Genomic DNA, 19,486 nt, shown 5'->3' on the forward strand with positions numbered 1-19,486 from the left:
AGAATTTTTGTTATGGAAATTAAAATTATGCATAAGTTAAATTTTCATTGAGGAACTCTATAGAAGTTACTCATAGCTGAATTATGAGAATAATTTGCCTCCTCGTTTGATACAGAATATAACTACATCTTTGACTGGTTATTTTAGAGACCTAATATTTAGATTTTAATTATATAATTAAAATTTTATTGATTATAGGAGGGGATTTATATATGGAAAATGTTAAGGTAATATTTTGGGGATTAGGTGCTATGGGAAGTGGAATGGCTAAGATGGCATTAGGGAAGAAAGGAATAGATGTAGTAGGTGCAATAGATAAAGACCCTAATAAAATTGGCAAAGATTTAGGAGGATATTTAGGTCTAGAAAAGAAAGGCGTATCTATATCTGAAAATGAGTTAGAAGTTATAAAAAATGTTAAAGCAGATATAGTTATATTAGCTATAGATTCTTTTGTAAAATTAGGATTCCCAGCAATAAAAGCTATTGTGAAAAGTGGTAAAAATTGCATAACAATTGCAGAAGAAATGGCATATCCATACGTAATTGAGCCTGATTTATCTACAGATATGGACAATTTAGCTAAAGAAAATAATGTGACAATTTTGGGAACAGGGGTAAACCCAGGTTTTGTCTTAGATTCATTAATACTAATGTTATCTGCTGGATGTAGAAGTGTAAAATCAATAAAAGCTGCGAGAATTAATGATTTATCTCCATTTGGAGCTACAGTTATGAGAACTCAAGGTGTAGGAACAACTTTAGAACAATTTGAAGCTGGGATTGAAGATGGTTCTATAGTTGGTCATATAGGATTTGCTCAATCCATTCCAATGGTAGCTAAGGCATTAGGACTTGAGTATGATGAAATTGTTGAGACAAGGGAGCCTATTATATCTAATACACATAGGGAAACACCATGCGTAGTGGTCGAACCAGGTATGGTTGCAGGATGTAATCATATAGCTACAGCTTACAGTGATGGAAAAGCTGTTATTACATTAGAGCATCCTCAACAAATTCATCCAGAATGTGAAGCTATTGATACAGGGGATTATATTGATGTATATGGAGATGCTGATCTACATCTTTCAATTAAGCCAGAAACTCCAGGTGGAATAGGAACAATGGCAATGGCTATAAATATGATTCCACTGGTTATAACAGCTTCTTCAGGACTTAAAACAATGATAGATTTACCGCTTCCACATGCTATAGAAAATAGTTTTAGTGATCAAGTTAATTATTACAGACAATAAATTAGCTATTAAAAATATATAAGTAAAATTAATTGAATTTTCAAATTATTTATTATTTTAAGCAATTATTTATAAGAAAATTATTTTTAAAGGTAGTGATTTTATGATTAAGAAAGGTACCTACGTTGAAATTATTAGTGAAGTTTTATCTATAGAAGATAGAGCTAAATCTATACCAGAGGATACTAAAAGTACCCCTCTTAAGATGTGGGTAAGAGGACATGTTTTAGAAGATTGTGAGTTAGGTGAGGAAGTTAAAATAGAAACTGCTATAGGAAGAATAATTAGTGGAGTAGTAGTGGCGATAGAGCCTTATTATAATCATGATTTTGGAAGACATATAGAGGAAATTTCTTATATAGGAAAGCAAGCAAAGAAAATATTGTTTGAAGAGTAGAATGTAAATAATGTATAGAAAAGTTTTTTATTAAAGTAGGTGATGATGGTGAATAAATACGAAGCTTTAATGGCTAGAAAAAATGAAATAATGATTGAATCTGTAGGAATAGACTTCTCAAAGTATGAAACTGGAGTTATTTCTTTTGATTATGAAGGAATGATGAGAGATATTGGATACTCTCTAAGTGATATTATGAAAATTCAAAGAGAAGTAGGAGTTGGTAATACTCCTTTACTTGAACTAAAAAATATCACTAATCTGGCAAGAAAAGTTTCTAAAAGTGGGAAAGCAGCTAGAATTTTTGTGAAAGATGAGAGTTGCAATCCATCTGGTAGTTTTAAGGACAGAAGAGCAAGTGTATCTATCTATGATGCAAAAAAAAGAGGATATAAAGGTGTAGCCTCAGCTACTTCAGGAAATTATGGTGCGGCAGTAGCTTCTCAAGCTGCAATCCGTGGATTAAAGGCAATTATAGTACAGGAATGTTATGATTCTAAAAAAATAGGACAGCCTGAAATAATAGAAAAAGGAAGAAAGTGTGACTGTTTAGGGGCTGAAGTCATGCAACTTACTGTTGGTCCTGAATTGTTTTATACTTTCTTGAATATGCTTGAAGAAACAGGCTATTATAATGCTTCACTATACTCTTCTTATGGCGTTGCAGGTATTGAAACTTTAGGATATGAAATAGCAACAGAGTGTAGAGAAAGGTTTGGAAAAGATCCTGACATGGTAGTAGCGACTCATGCTGGTGGAGGAAACGTTACAGGTACAGCTAGAGGGCTTATAAAAGCTGGAGCCTTATATACAAAAATAATAGGTGCATCAGCAGATTTAGAAGGTCTTCATATGGCTAGTGATAGTGATTTTAATAAAAAATCTTTTACTACAGGTCATACAGGTTTTGGAATACCTTTTATGGTATGGCCTGATAGAAGTGATGTACCAAGAAGTGCTGCTAGACCACTTAGATATTTAGATAGATATGTAACTGTATCTCAAGGGGAAATTTTCTATATGACGGAGCTTTTGGCACAGCTTGAGGGTTTAGAGAGAGGACCAGCAGGAAATACATCCTTAGCAGCAGCCTTTGTATTGGCTCAAGATATGGAGGATGATGCAATAATTGTAGTACAAGAAACAGAATATACAGGTGCAGGAAAACATATATTACCTCAACTTACTTTTGCTAAGGATAATGGTATAGAAATTTTAATGNNATTAATTGGAGATCCAAGTGAAGAGATTCCAGGGAAAAATCTAATTTTACCACAGCATCCTAAAGATTTAAAAATAAAAGAAAAAGATTTAAATAATTATAGGAAATCCTTAATAAAGAATACTTTAAAAAAATTGGAAAAAAATATGCTAGATATAGTGGATGTAGAATTTTTATGTAGTGAAACTAAGTTATCAAAAATTCAAATGTTAGACATCTTATCTCAAGAGGGGATATATATAAAATAAAAGTCTAGGGGGGAACTTTTGTGAAAAGAGAAGATGATTTTCAATCAAGAAGGCAACACTTAAAGAATCTAAGTGATGAAGAATTATATGAAAGATTTTGGTCACTGACAGAAGAGATAGTTAATCCATTAGTAGATCTTGCTCATAACCACACTTCTCCATCAATAGAACGTTCAGTATTACTTAGAATGGGATTTTCAAGTATAGAGGCCTCTAAAATAGTTATAGAGGGTACTAAGGTAAATCTACTTTCTAAAGGTATGGGAAATATAGTTTTAAAATATAGTGAGCTTAAAGGTATTGATTATTTAGATGCAGGACGAATACTAGGGGAAGGAAAAGGATGGAATGAAGTAGTTGAACTTTTTAGGGGGGATAAGTAATGCTACAAGAGAATAAAAAAATAAATGTTGAAGAAATTCTTAAAGATTTAGATAAATATAGACCTAAAAGAAGAGGATGGCATTGGAGAGAAAAATATGATGGAGATGTTGGGGAATTTAAATATAAAGAAATTTCTGCTCCCCTTAAGAAAAGTAGAGCTTTACCATCAGCAAGAAGCTTTGAAAATATAGACCCTCAACCAATACCAGTTATAACTTCAGAAATTGCCTCTGGTAGATTTGAAGATGATATAAGAAGAATGAGAATGGCTGCTTGGCATGGAGCTGATCATATAATGGTTATAAGAACAGCTGGCCAAAGCCATTACGATGGATTAATTGAAGGATCACCAGAAGGTATAGGTGGAGTTCCAATTACAAGAAAAGAAGTTAGAGCTACAAGAAAAGCTTTAGATTTAATTGAGGAAGAAGTAGGAAGAGAAATAAATTTTCACTCCTATGTATCTGGTGTAGCCGGACCGGATATTGCAGTTATGTTTGCAGAGGAAGGAGTAAATGGAGCACACCAAGATCCTCAATATAACGTGTTATATAGAAATATAAATATGGTTCGTTCCTTTGTAGACGCAGCAGTAGCTAAAAAGCTTATGGCATGGGGAGATATTGTTCAAATAGATGGAGCACATAATGCTAATGCAACTGCTATGAAGGGATATAATGTAATGCCAGAGCTTATGGTTCAACATGCTATTAACTCTAAGTATTCTGAAAAGGTAGGAATGAAGAGTGAAAATATTGCACTTTCAACAGTTCCTCCTACAGCGCCACCAGCACCTTGCCTAACATATGATCTTCCATATGCTGTAGCTCTTAGAGATTTATTTAGAAACTATAAAATGAGAGCTCAAATGAACACCAAATACATGGATTCATGTACAAGAGAAGCTACTGTTACTCATAGTTTAAATTTATTAATTTCTAAGCTTACCTCAGTAGATATTCAAAGTACAATAACTCCTGATGAAGGAAGGAATGTACCTTGGCATTATAATAATATTCATGCTGTGAATACTGCAAAGCAAGCGCTAATTGGTATGGATGGTTTAATGGAGATGGTTGAGCTTAAAAAAGATGGGTACTTGCCAACAAAGGTTAGGGAACTTAAAGAAAGAGCAATACTATTCTTAGAGGAAATAATTGAGAATGGTGGATATTTTGAAGCAGTTCAAAAAGGATTCTTTGTTGATTCAGGGGAGTATCCAGCTAGAAATAGTGATGGTATAGCAAGAAAAATTGATGGAGGTATTGGTGTAGACACAGTATTTAAGAGGGATGAAGATTACTTTGCACCAGTCTGTGCTCATTTTGGATATAATAATGTTCCAGAAAAATATAATAAACCTTGTGATGCTATAAAGGAATGTACACTTTGTAATCATGATAAAATTCAATATATAGATGAATTAGATGAAGAAGATAATGTCTTTAAGAGATTGGAAAAAGTTAAAGAGGACGGAACTATAACACCTGAAGTTGAGTGGAGTAAAGATGGATATGTATCAGTAACCTTATTCTTACCTGAAAGTGAAAGAATAGCTGAAGCTGCTGCGCTGGAAATGGGAAAAAATATGAATTTAACTGATGTTGAGGTTATTCATAAGCAGGTAATGCAAGAAGCAGAAGGTACATTAGTTGAAATAAAAGGAAGAGTAGCATTTAAGATTGACAAGAGTAAATTAAAAGTTCCAGAGAAAAAACAACTTTTAAGTGATGCTGTTATGAAAGAGTACGTTCAAAATAATCCAGTTAAAATAGTAGCTGCTACTGTTGGAGAAGATGAACACTCTGTAGGTCTAAGAGAAATTATAGATATTAAACATGGTGGAATGGAAAGGTACGGTATAGAATGTGTTTATCTTGGAACATCTTGTCCAGTGGAAAAATTGATAGATGCAGCTATAGAAACTAGAGCACAAGCTATAGTTGCAAGCACGATAATAACCCACAATGATGTACACATTAAAAACATGAGAAAGATAAATGATCTTTGTATAGAAAAAGGTGTAAGAGATAAGTTTATATTAGTATCTGGAGGAACTCAAGTAAGTAATGAAATTGCAAAAACAAATGGTATGGATGCTGGCTTTGGTAGAGGTACCCATGGAAATGATGTGGCTTCATTTATAATTGAAACTCTAATGAAAAAAGAAGAGTAAATATTTAAAAGGCATACATAAAACCATGTATGCCTTTAATTAAATAAATTTAAAGAGTACATAAATTGTTTCAATAGATAACTGACGAACACTGTTCGTCGTTATAGAATCAATTTTGAAATTTTCAGTGGTAGCTGAGAAATATCAACAATTGTGAATTGTGCATCGTGAATTGTGAATTGAAATGTTAGGAGGGATTATTATGAAAGTTGACTATTTAGTAGCAGAAATAGGGAGCACTACAACGTTAGTCACTGCTTTTAATTTTAGAAATGGAGTAGAGATAATAGGACAAGGTAAATACTTTACTACTGTATTAGATGGAGATGTAACTATAGGTTTAAAAAAAGCATTAGAAGAAATAGAAGGAAAACTCGGAGAAAATGTCGAATATAAAAAGATGTTAGCAACTAGTAGTGCTGCAGGAGGGCTCAAGATTACTGTTCATGGACTTGTAGAGGATATGACAGTAAAAGCGGCAAGGGAAGCAGCTTTAGGTGCTGGTGGAATTATAAAAATGGTAACAGCAGGAAAGCTTAGAAAAAGTGATATTAAAAAAATTAAAGAAATTAAACCTAATCTTATTATGATTGCAGGGGGGACAGACTATGGTGAGAGAGAAACGGCGCTTTATAATTCTGAATTATTAAGTAATGAACAATTAAATATTCCTATTGTTTACTGCGGGAATATAGCAAATGTTGATGAAGTTAAAGATATATTTGAAAATCAAGAACTCTATATAATTGACAATGTTTATCCTAGAGTGGATGAGCTAAATGTAGAACCAGCTAGAGCAATGATTCAAAAAGCCTTTGAAAAAAATATTGTTAAGGCGCCAGGAATGGAGAAAATAAAAGAAATGGTAGATGGACCTATAATGCCAACACCAGGTGCTGTAATGGAGGCTACAAAATTGATTTATGATCTTATGGGAGATGTAGTGGTTTTTGATGTAGGAGGGGCAACTACAGATGTACATTCTGTAACAGAAGGTTCCACTGAAATTTTAGATATATTAGTGACTCCAGAACCTAAAGCTAAAAGAACCGTAGAAGGAGACTTAGGTGTATATATAAACAGTGATAATGTTATTGAACTTTTAGATGAGAGAGAAAAAGAAGGATTAACTTCAGAGGAGATAAAATTTCATATAAAACCTATACCAACAGTTGAAGAAGACAAAAAGTGGAGTGGAGTTTTAACTAAAAAAGCGGTAGATACTGCTATTAAAAGACACGTTGGCCATATTAAAAGAGCATATGGCGCAGGAAAAAACTTTTTAGCCTATGGTAAGGACTTGTCTATGATTAAATATATCGTAGGAACAGGTGGAGCACTTACAAGACTTCCAAAGGGAGAAGATTTTTTAAGTGGAGTTAGAGCTTTAAATGAAGATTTAACTATGTACCCTAAGGTTGGAGCTAAGATACTATTAGATAATATGTATATAATGGCTTGTGCAGGCGTTTTATCTATAGAAGATATNNTAAAGAAGCAGCTAGTTTATTATTAAAGGAGAGTTTAAGCATATGAAAAAAAATTATCCATGTATAGAAGTAAATTTACCAAAAATAAAGCATAATGTTCAGACTATTATGAACATCTGTGGAGAACATAACATTGAAGTTGTTTGCATTACAAAAGGATATTGTGCAAAAGAACCAATAACAAGAGCTCTTGTAGAAGCAGGTCTTAAAAATGTGGGAGATGCAAGAATTTTAAATCTTAAAAAGTCAGAACATTTGGAATGTAAAAAATATACTGTAAGAATTCCTATGGGAAGTGAAGCTTTAGATGTTGTAAAATATTCTGATGTAAGTTTAAACTCTGAGCTTGAAGTTATTAAAAAGCTTTCAGAAGCAGCAGAAAGTATAAATAAGACTCATAAAATAATACTTATGGTAGATTTAGGTGACTTAAGAGAAGGGATATTTGAAGACGATCTTTTAGATACAGTAAAGGAAATAATAAAATTACCTAATATAGAGTTAGTTGGATTAGGTACTAATTTAACTTGCTATGGTGGAGTATTAGCTGATGAAAATAATTTAGGGAATCTTATTAAAATGAAACAAATGTTAGAAGAGACATTAAATATAAATCTTCCAATAATTTCAGGCGGAAACTCTAGTAGTCTTTATATGATTATGGATGGTACAATTCCAAAAGGAGTTACTCAACTTAGAATTGGAGAAGGTATACTTTTAGGTACAGAATCTTCCTTTGCAAAAAGGATACCTAATACTTACAGTGATGTTTTTACATTAAAGGCAGAAGTTGTTGAGGTGAAAAGCAAACCTTCTATACCTACAGGTACGATAGGATTAAATGCCTTTGGAGAAGTACCTGAGTTTGAAGATCTTGGAATTAGGAAAAGAGTAATAGTTGCAGTAGGCAGACAAGACATTAAAATGGATGCTATGGACCCTAAAGATGAAAAAATGAAAATTCTAGGGGCAAGTAGTGATCATATGATTTTAGATATAACAGAGTGTGAATATGACTATAAAGTTGGAGATATTGTAGAGTTTGATGTAAAATATGGATGTTTATTGCAAGCAATGACTTCAGAATATGTGAGTAAATATTATATTGAATAGAAGTTAATATGGAATAAATGGTGGGAATTATGTGAGTAATATTGAAATAATAAATCAAGTTTTAACCTTATTTTTTATGATGCTTATGGGATACTATGGAGCTAAAAAAGGATTTATAAATAAAACAGTAGAGAAGGGGATGTCTGAATTATTACTTAACATTACCTTACCCTTTCTTATAGTTACTTCCTTTAATATTGATTATAGTGAAGAACTCCTAGGGAATGCATTAAAAATTTTAATTTATTCTATTGTAATACATGTAAGTCTTTTATTAGTTACAAAACTTCTATATATAAAAAACAAAAGTGAAAAACAAGGAGTTTTAAGATTTGTAACTACTTTTTCTAATGTAGGATTTATGGGATATCCAATTCTAAATAGCGTTTTAGGCCCAATTGCAGTGTTTTATGCTGCTATGTTTAATATGGGGTTTAACTTATTTCTGTGGACTATAGGAGTAAGACTTTTAGATAATAATGAAAAGGGAAGTTTCAAAAAAGTCATGACAAACCCATCAATGATAGCAGTTTTAGTTGGGGTTATTCTCTTTATTGCACCATTGGATTTACCATTACCAATTAAGGAGGGAGTTAAGCACTTAGGTAATACAACTACCCCTATTTCTATGATTATAATAGGCTCTATGTTATCTAAAATTAAGATGAAAGATTTATTTTCTGATTTGTCTTTATATTATGGAAGTTTTAATATTTTGATATTAGTTCCATTTATAGTTTTATTTATAATGAAAACCTTTAGAATAGATAAGAGTTTAATAGAAATTTGCGTTATAATAGAAGCAATGCCTGGCGCAACTTTAGCACCAATTATTATTAATGGATACGGGAAAGATGCTAGTTATGCTTCTAAGGCGGTTTTTGTAAGTACATTAATTTCTATGATAACTATACCAATAATTATTATAGCAGTAATATAGAGGAGCGAATCAGCCTTTTGTGGAAGTAAATTTGGAAGATATTATGAAAATTTAAATAGTGTGGTTTAACCATAGAAAAATCAAATATAGTAGAAACTCCAATAATAGGTGGAGAAAATATTATGCACTATGGATGTAAGATAGTTTATAGACACGAGTTAGATATAAATCTTTTAAAAGACTTTTTTAAATACACTTTTGTTAAAAGATTTATTAATAAAATTTTATAGTTTTAAATAAAGCACTATTAAATTATTAAAATTAGATAATTTAATAGTGCTTTATTATGTTTAATGTTATTGTAAATGTAATCTAAAAAGTTTTGCTTTTTAGATAGTTATAAAAAATAAAGACTTACAATAAAATAGCTAATTATTCAGAATAATAATGTTTTCTAATAAAATTTTAATTTGAAAATGAGTTTTATTATTAATATAATAATAGTAGTGTTAGGTTAAAGATTAAGAAAATTATATCTTAAATTTAGTTATAGAATGATTACCAAATTGTTTTATTTTTTATGTAAACAACTATTAAAAATTAACCTTATACAAATTTAGATAAGAGGTAATGAAGATGAATGTATTTACACATATAATTTTAGCATCACATTTTACACCAAGATTTGAAAAAGAATTAGATGTAGATATTAAAAAAGCTAACTTTTTTTACGGTAATATAAGACCAGATATAAAGATTGAAACTACTATGAGAAATCATACAAAAGAAGCATATACTGAATATGCATATAATCTGATTAATAAAATTTATGGAGATATTGAAGAAGGTATAAACTACAAAAAATTCTTAAGAGATTTAGGTGCAATATTGCATTTTGTTTGTGATTTCTTTTGCTATCCTCATAATGGTAACTATGAGGGAACTATACCTCAGCATCATGTATATGAGTTTCATCAAATGATGTATATAGGAAAATATATTAATAAAATAAGTTCAATACCAAGTTGTAGATATTTACAAGATGAAATATCCACTGAAGATTTAATAAGTTCTATTGAAAATCTTCATAAAGAATATATACAAGACAATAAACTAAAAGAGTATGAAAAAGATATGATGTATTCTACAAGAGCGTGTCTTATGGTGGGAAATATAATATTAAATCAATATATAAATAGGTGCAAATTACAACAACTTCAAGTTGAGAATTATTAAGAAAAATTAGACTATATACAAAAAAAGTCGTAACTATTAGTTACGGCTTTTTATATTGAATTTTATACTATACACAGAAAAATATTTTCTTTAGTTATAGTTACTGTGAAAATGAATAAAATGTTAGGAGTTAATAAAATATTAATAACAACTTCGTTAAAATAATCATTAATTATGAAGATATACAATTAAAGAATAAAGAAAATAATAATTATTATAAGAATTACAAGGGTTTTAATATAAAGATATATAGAATTAATTTATTAGAATTATTTACATATAAAATAGACAAGAAAAAAGCGTTAATAAAGTATCAAAATATGCTTATCCAGCCATCAATTTATATAATAAAGTTTAAAAAATATATTAATAATTAGTTAGAATAGTTTGAATTATTGTGAAATTAATATTATAATATGTATTGTAGAGTAAAAAATTACTAAGGATTCCTCACATTATATTTTGAGGGATTAATTAGTAGGCAAGTACTTTAGGCATACTATGATAATATACTTCATAAAATTGAGGTGTAAACGTATTCCGAAAAGTAAATCTATAATAGTAGGAGGGATTAAGATGGATACATTAAAAACTACCCCTCTAATAGAGGAATATAAAAATTATGGAGGAAAGGTTGTTGATTTTGCAGGATACAGACTTCCTGTACAGTTTAGGGGAATTTTAGAAGAACATGAGGCAGTAAGGGAGAGAGCCGGACTATTTGATGTATCACACATGGGAGAAGTAATCATCAAGGGAAAAGATGCTGAAACTTTTGTAAATTATCTTATAACTAATGATGTAAAAACCTTAGAGGACAATGACGTATTATACACCTTCATGTGTAATGAAACTGGTGGTGTAGTAGATGACTTGCTTGTTTATAGATTTTCAAAAGAAGAATATTTTTTAGTAGTAAATGCCAGCAATATGGAAAAAGACTATAAATGGATGTTGGATAATAAAGGAAACTATGACGTAGAATTAAATAATATTTCTGAAGAAATTGGGCAATTGGCACTTCAAGGTCCAAAAGCACAAGAAATCCTTCAAAAATTAGTTTCTATAGATTTATCAGAAATAGGTTTCTTTAAACTTAGAAGAGATGTAGAAGTTAAAGGTAAAAAATGCTTAATTTCAAGGACAGGATATACTGGAGAAGATGGTTTCGAAATATATACTGACCCTAAAAATTTAGTTGAATTATGGAGAGCCATCTTAGAAGAGGGAAAAGATTTAGGAGTTGAACCGATTGGCCTTGGTGCTAGGGACACTTTAAGATTTGAAGCGACTCTACCATTATACGGAAATGAAATGGATGCTACAATAACACCTTTAGAAATGGGATTTGGCTTTTTTGTAAAACTCAATAAAGATAATTTCATAGGTAGAGATGCATTAGTAAAGCAAAAGTCAGATGGGGTAAAAAGGAAATTAGTTGGATTTGAATTACTTGATAAAGGAATTGCAAGACATGGTTATAGAGTTATAGTAGAAGGTAAAGATATTGGACATGTTACTACAGGCTACATGTCACCTACATTGAAAAAGAATATAGGATTTGCATTAATTGATGAAAAATATTCAGCATTAGGAAGTGAAATATTTATTAAAGTAAGAAACAGAGAATTAAAAGCTGTACTTATTAATAAGAAATTTTATAGCAAAAAAACACAAAAATAAGGGGGAATTTAAGATGTTAGTTTTAGATAATTTATTATATACAAAGAATCATGAATGGATAAGAGTAGAAGGAAACAAGGCTTATATTGGAATTACTGATTATGCTCAAAAATTGTTAGGAGATATAGTATTTATAGAGCTACCAGAAGAAGGAACAGAATTTTCTAAAGGTGACGCTTTTGGAGTAGTTGAATCTGTTAAAGCTGCTTCTGATACTTATATACCAGTTAGTGGTAATGTAGTTGAGTTTAATGAAGAAATAATTGACAGTCCAGAGTCTGTTAATGAAAATGCTTATGAGAACTGGATGATAGCAGTGGAATTACAAGACGAAAGTGAACTTAAAGAGTTATTAAATTCAAAAGAGTACGAAAATATTTGTGATAAGGAGGAATAATATGTTTCCTTATATACCTAATACAGAAAAAGAGATACAGGAAATATTTGATTTTCTTTCAATAAAATCTATGGATGATTTATTTAAAGATATACCAAGTGGACTTAAGCTAAATAGAGATTTAAATTTGGAAAAATCCTTATCAGAAATAGAAGTTACTAATAGAATAAAAGAATTGGTAAGAAAAAATAAATCTACAGATGATATTACTTGTTTTTTAGGAGCTGGAAGTTATGATCATTATATACCTGCTACAATAAAACATTTAATAGGAAGATCTGAGTTTTATACAGCATATACACCATATCAACCAGAGATAAGTCAAGGTACGCTTCAAAGTGTATTTGAATATCAAAGTATGATTTGTAATTTAACAGGTATGGAAGTTTCAAATTCAGCTATGTATGATGGAGCTACAGCTACTGCTGAGGCATCAGTAATGGCTATAGATGCAACTAGAAGAAAAACTATAGCTGTTTCTTCCACAGTAAATCCTGAAACTAGAACAGTGCTTAAGACTTATTTAAAGTTTAAGGGCTATAATATGGTGGAAATTGAGGAATGTGAAGGCACAACTAATATTGAAAAACTTCAAAGTGCTTTGGATAAGGACATAGCAGCGGTTATTATACAAAGCCCTAATTTCTTTGGAATCATAGAAGAAATTGGAGAGATAGAAAAATTAGTTCATAGCAATAAATCACTTTTAATTATGAGTGTAGATCCTATATCATTAGGTATATTGAAGAGTCCTGGTGAACTTGGGGCGGATATAGTAGTTGGTGATGGACAAGGACTTGGAGCTAATATAAGCTTTGGTGGACCAGGTCTAGGATTCTTAAATACTACTAAAAAGCTTATGAGAAAAATGCCAGGAAGAATAGCAGGTCAAACAGAGGATGTAGATGGGGAGAGAGGCTTTGTTCTAACATTACAAGCTCGTGAGCAACATATAAGAAGAGAAAAAGCTACCTCCAATATATGCTCAGATCAAACTTTAATTTCTATAGGTGCAGCTGTGTACATGGCTACTTTAGGTAAAGAAGGAATAAAAGAGATTGCAACTCAATGTATTAAAAAATCTCATTATGCTTATGAAGCATTAACAAGTAGTGGAAAATACAAACCATTATTTAACAAACCATTCTTTAAAGAGTTTGCAATAAAATCAGAAACTTCACCTTGTGAAATTAATAAAAAGTTATTAAATGAAAATATATTAGGTGGATATAATTTAGCTAAGGCATACCCTCATTATGAAAATTCAATGCTTTTATGTGTAACAGAAAAAAGAACAAGAGAAGAAATTGATACATTAGTAAAAGTGATGGAGGAGATATAATGAAGAAGTATAATAAAATTATATTTGAACTATCATCAGAGGGTAGAAAAGGTTATAAACTTCCTGCTTTAGATGTGCCTGATATTGATATAGCAAATTTAGTACCAAAAGATATGCTCAGAACAGAAGATTTAAATCTTCCAGAGGTTAGTGAAGTAGATGTAGTAAGGCACTATACTGCTCTTTCAAATAAAAACTATAGTGTAGATAAAGGATTTTATCCATTAGGATCTTGCACTATGAAATATAATCCCAAAATTAATGAAGATATAGGAAGTTTACCAGGATTTTCAAAAATACACCCATATCAAAGTGAGGATACAGTACAAGGTTCATTAGAACTTATGTATGATTTATCTTCAAGACTTTGTGAAATTACCGGTATGGATGAATATACTCTTCAACCAGCTGCAGGTGCTCATGGTGAGTTTACAGGTCTTTTACTTATAAAGGCTTATCATGAAAGCAGAGGGGATTATAAAAGAAATAAAATAATAGTTCCTGATTCAGCTCATGGAACTAACCCAGCTAGTGCAGCTGTAGCAGGATTTGATATAGTAGAAATCAAATCCGATGAACATGGCAGAGTTTGCATAGATGCTTTGAAAAGTGTGTTAAATGATGAGATAGCTGGACTTATGCTTACAAATCCTAGTACTTTAGGATTGTTTGAAAAAGATATAAAGCTTATAAGTGATTTAGTTCATGAAGCAGGCGGATTATTGTACTATGATGGTGCAAATCTAAATGCTATCATGGGAATTGCAAGACCTGGAGATATGGGATTTGATGTTTGTCATTTAAATCTTCATAAGACTTTTTCTACACCTCATGGTGGAGGGGGACCAGGAGCAGCTCCAGTAGGAGTAAATAAAAAACTAGCTAAATTCCTTCCAGTTCCATTAATTAAAAAGGAAGATAATAAATTTTCACTAGATTATAATTTACCAGAATCTATAGGGAAAATAAGAAGTTTCTATGGTAATTTTGGTGTGTTAGTAAAAGCATATACTTATATATTGAGTATGGGCAGCGATGGTTTAAAAGCAGTATCTGAAAATGCCGTGTTAAATGCTAACTATATAAAAGAAGCCTTAAAGGACTATTATGAGGTAGCTATAGACGAGGTATGCAAGCATGAAGTTATTTTTGCAGGGCTAAAAGATAATCCTAATGGACTTTCTACACTAGATGTAGCAAAACGAATGATGGATTATGGAGTTCATCCTCCAACAGTATATTTCCCATTAATAGTTGAAGAAGCACTTATGGTCGAACCAACTGAAAGTGAAAGTATAGAAACTATTAATGAGTTTATCGAGGTAATGAAAAAAATAGCTGTGGAGGCAAAAGAAAATCCAGAATTATTACATGATGCACCTCATAATGCACCAGTAAGACGATTAGATCAAGTTAAAGCAGCTAGAACCCCTATATTAAAGTGGTAAAAATAAGGCGTGATGTTCAGTCACGCCTTTACTTAAACTACAAATCTTATAGACAATTAATTATAAAGCTTACGATTTTCATTAGAAGTGTTTAAAATGTGGAGGTGCATTTGTATGGATAATATAAAAGACATTATCATAATTGGCGGTGGACCTGGCGGATATGTAGCTGGTATAAGGGCGGCTCAATTAGGTGCAAAAGTATGTGTTATAGAGAAAGATAAAGTGGGAGGTACTTGTCTTAATAGAGGATGTATTCCAACTAAAACCTTATATAGAACAGCTGAACTTTTAAATAATTTAAAACATATCGAGAATTTTGGTATAAAAGTTGATAACTATGAAGTAAATGTAGAAAGAATGCAAAATAGAAAGAGTGAGATTGTAAATACTTTAGTTGGTGGTATTGAAAAGCTTATAGAAGGAAATGGTGTAGAGTTTATAAGTGGAGAGGCTTCTTTTATTGATAATAATACTATTTGTGTCATGACTAAAGAAGGCGAGACAATATTAAAGGGAAAGAACATAATTATAGCTAGTGGTTCAAAATCAGAAATTCCACCTATAGAAGGAATTAATAATCCGAAAGTTATAACAAGTGATGAACTTTTAGATTTTGATCATATTCCTAAAACTTTAGCTGTCATAGGCGGTGGAGTAATAGGAATGGAATTCGCTAGTATCTTTAATTCACTAGGGTCTAATGTAACAGTTATAGTAGCAAGAGATTCCATATTATATGACGTAGATAGAGAAATTACTAAAAGATATACAGCTATGGCTAAAAGAACGGGAATTCAGATACAAACTTCTACTGTGGTAAAAAGTATTAGTGGAGAAGAAGAAGTTATTATAAAGTGCGACAGTAAAAAAGGGGAAGTAGAAATTAAGGCTGACATGGTACTGGTGGCTAAAGGAAGGAGAGGTAACTTTGATGGATTGAACCTAGATAAAATAGGAGTAGATTTTGATAGGAAAAAAATTAAAGTTAATGAGAATTATGAAACTTCAATAAAGGACATATACGCTATAGGTGATGTAAATGGAATATGCCAACTAGCTCATGCTGCTTCTCATCAAGGTGTACAAGTAGTAGAAAAAATATTATTAAATAAAGATATTGAAAGTCCTTCTATTCCAAATTGTATATTTACATTCCCAGAAATAGCTACAGTTGGAATTACTGAAGAAGAAGCTAAAGAAAAAGGCATACCTTATAAAAAGAGTAAATTCTTGTTCGGTGCTAATGGAAAAGCACTGGCGCTTGGAGAAGGAGAAGGGTTTGTTAAAGCAATATGCAATAGCGAAGACAATACATTATTAGGAATTCACATTATGGGACCTCATGCTTCGGATTTAATCCATGAAGGGGTTTTAGCTATAGATAAAAAAATGAAGGCTTATGATATAAAAGATATAGTTCATAGTCATCCTACTTTAGGGGAAGCCTTTCATGAAGCAATACTAGCTTTAAATGGAGAAGCAATACACAGTATAAATAAATAGATTTACAAGGGGTAAACAGTTATGAGATATATAGATAATACATGTATAGATCCATATTTTAATTTAGCTTTAGACGAGTATTTATTAAAAGAAAAAAATGATGAGTATTTTGTTTTATGGAGAAACGAGCCTTGTATAGTTGTAGGAAAAAATCAAAATACACTATCAGAAATAAATGTTGACTATGTTAAAACTAATAATATTAAGGTTGTAAGAAGACAAAGTGGTGGTGGTGCCGTATTTCATGATTTGGGAAATCTTAATTTTACTTTTATAGTCAGAGATGATGGAGAAAGTTTTACTGATTTTGAAAAGTTTTTGCAGCCTATTGTGGGTGTTTTAAGAGAATTAGGTATAAAAGCTGAATTCTCTGGCAGAAATGACTTGCTTATTGATGGAAAAAAAGTTGTTGGAAATGCACAATGTAAGCATAGGAATAGAATGATGCATCATGGTTGTATATTATTTTCTGTCAATATGAATAATTTAAGTGGTGCATTAATATCAAAGCCGGTAAAATTCTCAGATAAAGCAGTAAAATCAGTGGTAAGTAGAGTCACAAATATAAGTGAACATTTAAAATCACCTCTTACAGTAGAAGAATTTAAGACTTTAATATTTGAGTACATCACAAAGAATGACAAAAATGCAGTTATTGAAAGATTGAGTGAAAGAGAAATAAGAGATGTAGAAAATCTAAAAAAATCTAAATACGAAACGTGGAAATGGAATTTTGGACAGTCGCCTAAATATGATTTTTATAATGAGAAAAAATTTACAGGTGGTACTGTAGAAGCTAATATAAAAGTTGAAAAGGGTGTAATAAAAGATGTGAAGATTTTTGGAGATTTTTTTGGTAAGGAAGATATAGGGGAAATAGAAAAATCTCTTATAGGTAAAAATCATGAAGAAAGTGAAATTAAAAAAGTATTATCTAATTTTCAAATAAGCGAGTATTTCTCTAACATAAAAGAGGATGAAATTTTAAATTTATTAATAAAATAAAGATCTTAGAAAGTCGTGAGCTTGATCACGGCTTTTTATGTATAAAAGCTAAACTTTACAATTTCTCTTCAAAATATATATTAAGAAAATTAGAAATTAAATGTAATTACATCCTAAGAAACCGTGGTTTTAAGCCACGGCTATTTGTTAATCTAAAAGCGTTCTTTTTATATTTTGATACTTCTTTATATAATATTCTCTATTTGATGCTATTTCATCCATAGCATATAAAAGTCTATTAATTTCATCTATAGTATTATACATGCCAAAGCTAATTCTAACAGTTCCTGGATAAGATTCTTTAGGAAGGGACATATTTCTAGTAATCTCTTCTTGGCTTGCGTTTAGCAATTTTTGCATATAAGGCTGAGCACAAAAACAGCCGCTTCTTACTGCAATGCCAAATTCATAAGATAGAATTTTGGCTAAAGTTCCATGATGAACGCCCTCTATATTAAAAGAAATTATGCTAACTTTATCATTGAAATTTAAATAGTCTCCATAAAGAGTTACATGTGGAATTAATAAAAGGTTAGCAGTAGCATATTCTGTTAAATATCTCTCATAGTTTTCTAGGTTCTTCATTCCTAGAGATGATAGTTTTCTAATAGCGGAAACAATAGCTAATGCACCTAGAACATTTGGACTTCCTGCCTCATGCTTATCAGGAGATGAAGCCCACCTCACATAGTCAGGAGTTACAAAGGAAATAGTTCCCCCTCCTACATGATCTGGATGGCAATGTTCAAAAGTTTCCTTTGGACCTATTAGCACCCCAGAACCGAAAGGAGCGTAGATTTTATGACCAGAAAAAGCTATGAAATCTATATGGTCATCATAATTAAAAGGTCTTAAATCTACAGGGGCATGAGGAACTAATTGAGCACCATCTACTAATAGCTTACAATCATATTTATGAACTAACCTGGAAATACTATAGATGTGATTTTTATGACCGGTTACATTAGAAGCACCGGTTATAGTTACAAGCTTTATATTTCCTTGATATTTAATTAATTTATTTTCTAAATCATTAAGATCTAAATTACCAAAATCATCAACATTTATATAATCAACTTTATACTTTGCTCTCCAAGGTAGATCATTGGAATGATGTTCCATGTAGCTAGATAATATTACTTTATCTCCATCTCCTTCGCAGAGGATGTTACAAAGTTTATTTATAGCTTCACTACAATTTTTTACAAAAATAGTTTGCATATAATTAGAATCATAATTTACAAACTTACCAACCACATCTCTACTTTCTTCATATAGCATGGTAGAAACTTGAGACTTGTATCCTTCACCACGATGAACAGAAGAATAGTAAGGTGAGACGTGAATAATATCATCTAGTACACAGAAAAGAGGAGGCGTAGTTGCAGCATTATCAAAATTTATGCCAGTTACTAAGGTACCGTCTATTAAAGGTACTTTGTTGTTGACACCTACTACTAGTTTTCTATATACGTTATTATATTTACTACTCATTTTTTACCTCCTTTCATGCATAGCATTTATAGCTATATAGTACTACCCATATAATCATAATATTAAATACTATAATAATTGGTACAAATATAGGGATACAATGTGAAAACTTAATGTATACTCTGGAAGATAAATTTCTTATAAAAACAGATTAATACCTTAGAAATTAAGGATTAATAATGAAGAATGAAAAATTTAGGATGAAA

Annotated in this window: 16 protein-coding genes; 15 read left to right on the forward strand and 1 reads right to left on the reverse strand. The window is 30.9% G+C overall.

Translation table 11 applies throughout. From position 1 onward, the window contains the following. The first annotated feature begins 212 nt into the window (after positions 1-212). The 15 genes from ord to B2W91_RS04750 all read left to right on the forward strand — a co-directional run bounded on the left by ord (position 213) and on the right by B2W91_RS04750 (position 17,786). Complete coding sequence (ord, locus tag B2W91_RS04680) at positions 213-1,259, forward strand: 2,4-diaminopentanoate dehydrogenase (protein ID WP_291579117.1); 1,047 nt, start codon at positions 213-215, stop codon at positions 1,257-1,259. Positions 1,260-1,362: 103 nt separating this feature from the next. Continuing rightward, positions 1,363-1,656 carry a 2-amino-4-oxopentanoate thiolase subunit OrtA gene (ortA, locus tag B2W91_RS04685; RefSeq protein ID WP_291579118.1) on the forward strand — a complete coding sequence of 98 codons (294 nt, stop codon included), beginning with the start codon at positions 1,363-1,365 and terminating at the stop codon, positions 1,654-1,656. A 45-nt stretch (positions 1,657-1,701) separates the two neighbouring features. After that, a complete protein-coding gene (ortB, locus tag B2W91_RS04690; RefSeq protein ID WP_291579119.1) occupies positions 1,702-3,126 on the forward strand; it encodes a 2-amino-4-oxopentanoate thiolase subunit OrtB in 1,425 nt (474 codons plus the stop codon). Between the two features lie 20 nt (positions 3,127-3,146). Further along, positions 3,147-3,509 carry an ornithine aminomutase subunit alpha gene (locus B2W91_RS04695; protein WP_291579120.1) on the forward strand — a complete coding sequence of 121 codons (363 nt, stop codon included), beginning with the start codon at positions 3,147-3,149 and terminating at the stop codon, positions 3,507-3,509. Further along, the gene (gene oraE, locus B2W91_RS04700; RefSeq protein ID WP_291579121.1) at positions 3,509-5,686 is read left to right on the forward strand and encodes a D-ornithine 4,5-aminomutase subunit OraE; all 2,178 of its coding nucleotides are present in this window, start codon (positions 3,509-3,511) and stop codon (positions 5,684-5,686) included. Before B2W91_RS04695 ends, oraE begins: the two co-directional genes overlap by 1 nt. Positions 5,687-5,888: 202 nt before the next feature. Further along, the gene (locus tag B2W91_RS04705; protein ID WP_291579122.1) at positions 5,889-7,202 is read left to right on the forward strand and encodes a GlmL-related ornithine degradation protein; all 1,314 of its coding nucleotides are present in this window, start codon (positions 5,889-5,891) and stop codon (positions 7,200-7,202) included. A gap of 16 nt (positions 7,203-7,218) precedes the next feature. Beyond that, positions 7,219-8,289 carry an ornithine racemase Orr gene (orr, locus tag B2W91_RS04710; RefSeq protein ID WP_291579123.1) on the forward strand — a complete coding sequence of 357 codons (1,071 nt, stop codon included), beginning with the start codon at positions 7,219-7,221 and terminating at the stop codon, positions 8,287-8,289. A gap of 31 nt (positions 8,290-8,320) precedes the next feature. Next, positions 8,321-9,229, forward strand: a complete 909-nt coding sequence (locus B2W91_RS04715; RefSeq protein ID WP_291579124.1) for an AEC family transporter — start codon at positions 8,321-8,323, stop codon at positions 9,227-9,229. Between the two features lie 576 nt (positions 9,230-9,805). Then, the gene (locus tag B2W91_RS04720; protein ID WP_291579125.1) at positions 9,806-10,405 is read left to right on the forward strand and encodes a zinc dependent phospholipase C family protein; all 600 of its coding nucleotides are present in this window, start codon (positions 9,806-9,808) and stop codon (positions 10,403-10,405) included. Between the two features lie 576 nt (positions 10,406-10,981). Then, positions 10,982-12,088 (forward strand): glycine cleavage system aminomethyltransferase GcvT, encoded by a 1,107-nt coding sequence (gcvT, locus tag B2W91_RS04725; RefSeq protein WP_291579126.1) that lies wholly within the window; start codon positions 10,982-10,984, stop codon positions 12,086-12,088. A gap of 13 nt (positions 12,089-12,101) precedes the next feature. Continuing rightward, complete coding sequence (gene gcvH / locus B2W91_RS04730) at positions 12,102-12,485, forward strand: glycine cleavage system protein GcvH (RefSeq protein ID WP_291579127.1); 384 nt, start codon at positions 12,102-12,104, stop codon at positions 12,483-12,485. 1 nt (position 12,486) lies between these two features. Beyond that, positions 12,487-13,827, forward strand: a complete 1,341-nt coding sequence (gene gcvPA, locus B2W91_RS04735; RefSeq protein WP_291579128.1) for an aminomethyl-transferring glycine dehydrogenase subunit GcvPA — start codon at positions 12,487-12,489, stop codon at positions 13,825-13,827. After that, complete coding sequence (gene gcvPB / locus B2W91_RS04740; protein WP_291579129.1) at positions 13,827-15,275, forward strand: aminomethyl-transferring glycine dehydrogenase subunit GcvPB; 1,449 nt, start codon at positions 13,827-13,829, stop codon at positions 15,273-15,275. The genes gcvPA and gcvPB overlap by 1 nt, the downstream gene beginning before the upstream one ends. Positions 15,276-15,389: 114 nt before the next feature. Beyond that, positions 15,390-16,781, forward strand: coding sequence for a dihydrolipoyl dehydrogenase (gene lpdA / locus B2W91_RS04745; RefSeq protein WP_291579130.1), 1,392 nt, complete (start codon positions 15,390-15,392; stop codon positions 16,779-16,781). A gap of 21 nt (positions 16,782-16,802) precedes the next feature. After that, on the forward strand, positions 16,803-17,786 hold the full coding sequence (locus B2W91_RS04750; RefSeq protein WP_291579131.1) for a lipoate--protein ligase: 984 nt from the start codon (positions 16,803-16,805) through the stop codon (positions 17,784-17,786). A gap of 147 nt (positions 17,787-17,933) precedes the next feature. On the opposite strand, the gene B2W91_RS04755 is transcribed toward B2W91_RS04750, so the two are convergent. Beyond that, positions 17,934-19,280, reverse strand: coding sequence for an aminotransferase class V-fold PLP-dependent enzyme (locus B2W91_RS04755; protein WP_291579132.1), 1,347 nt, complete (start codon positions 19,278-19,280; stop codon positions 17,934-17,936). Between the last annotated feature and the right edge of the window lie 206 nt (positions 19,281-19,486).

This window comes from Clostridium sp. UBA6640 (assembly GCF_002455975.1).
GTDB lineage: Bacteria > Bacillota > Clostridia > Clostridiales > Clostridiaceae > Clostridium_J.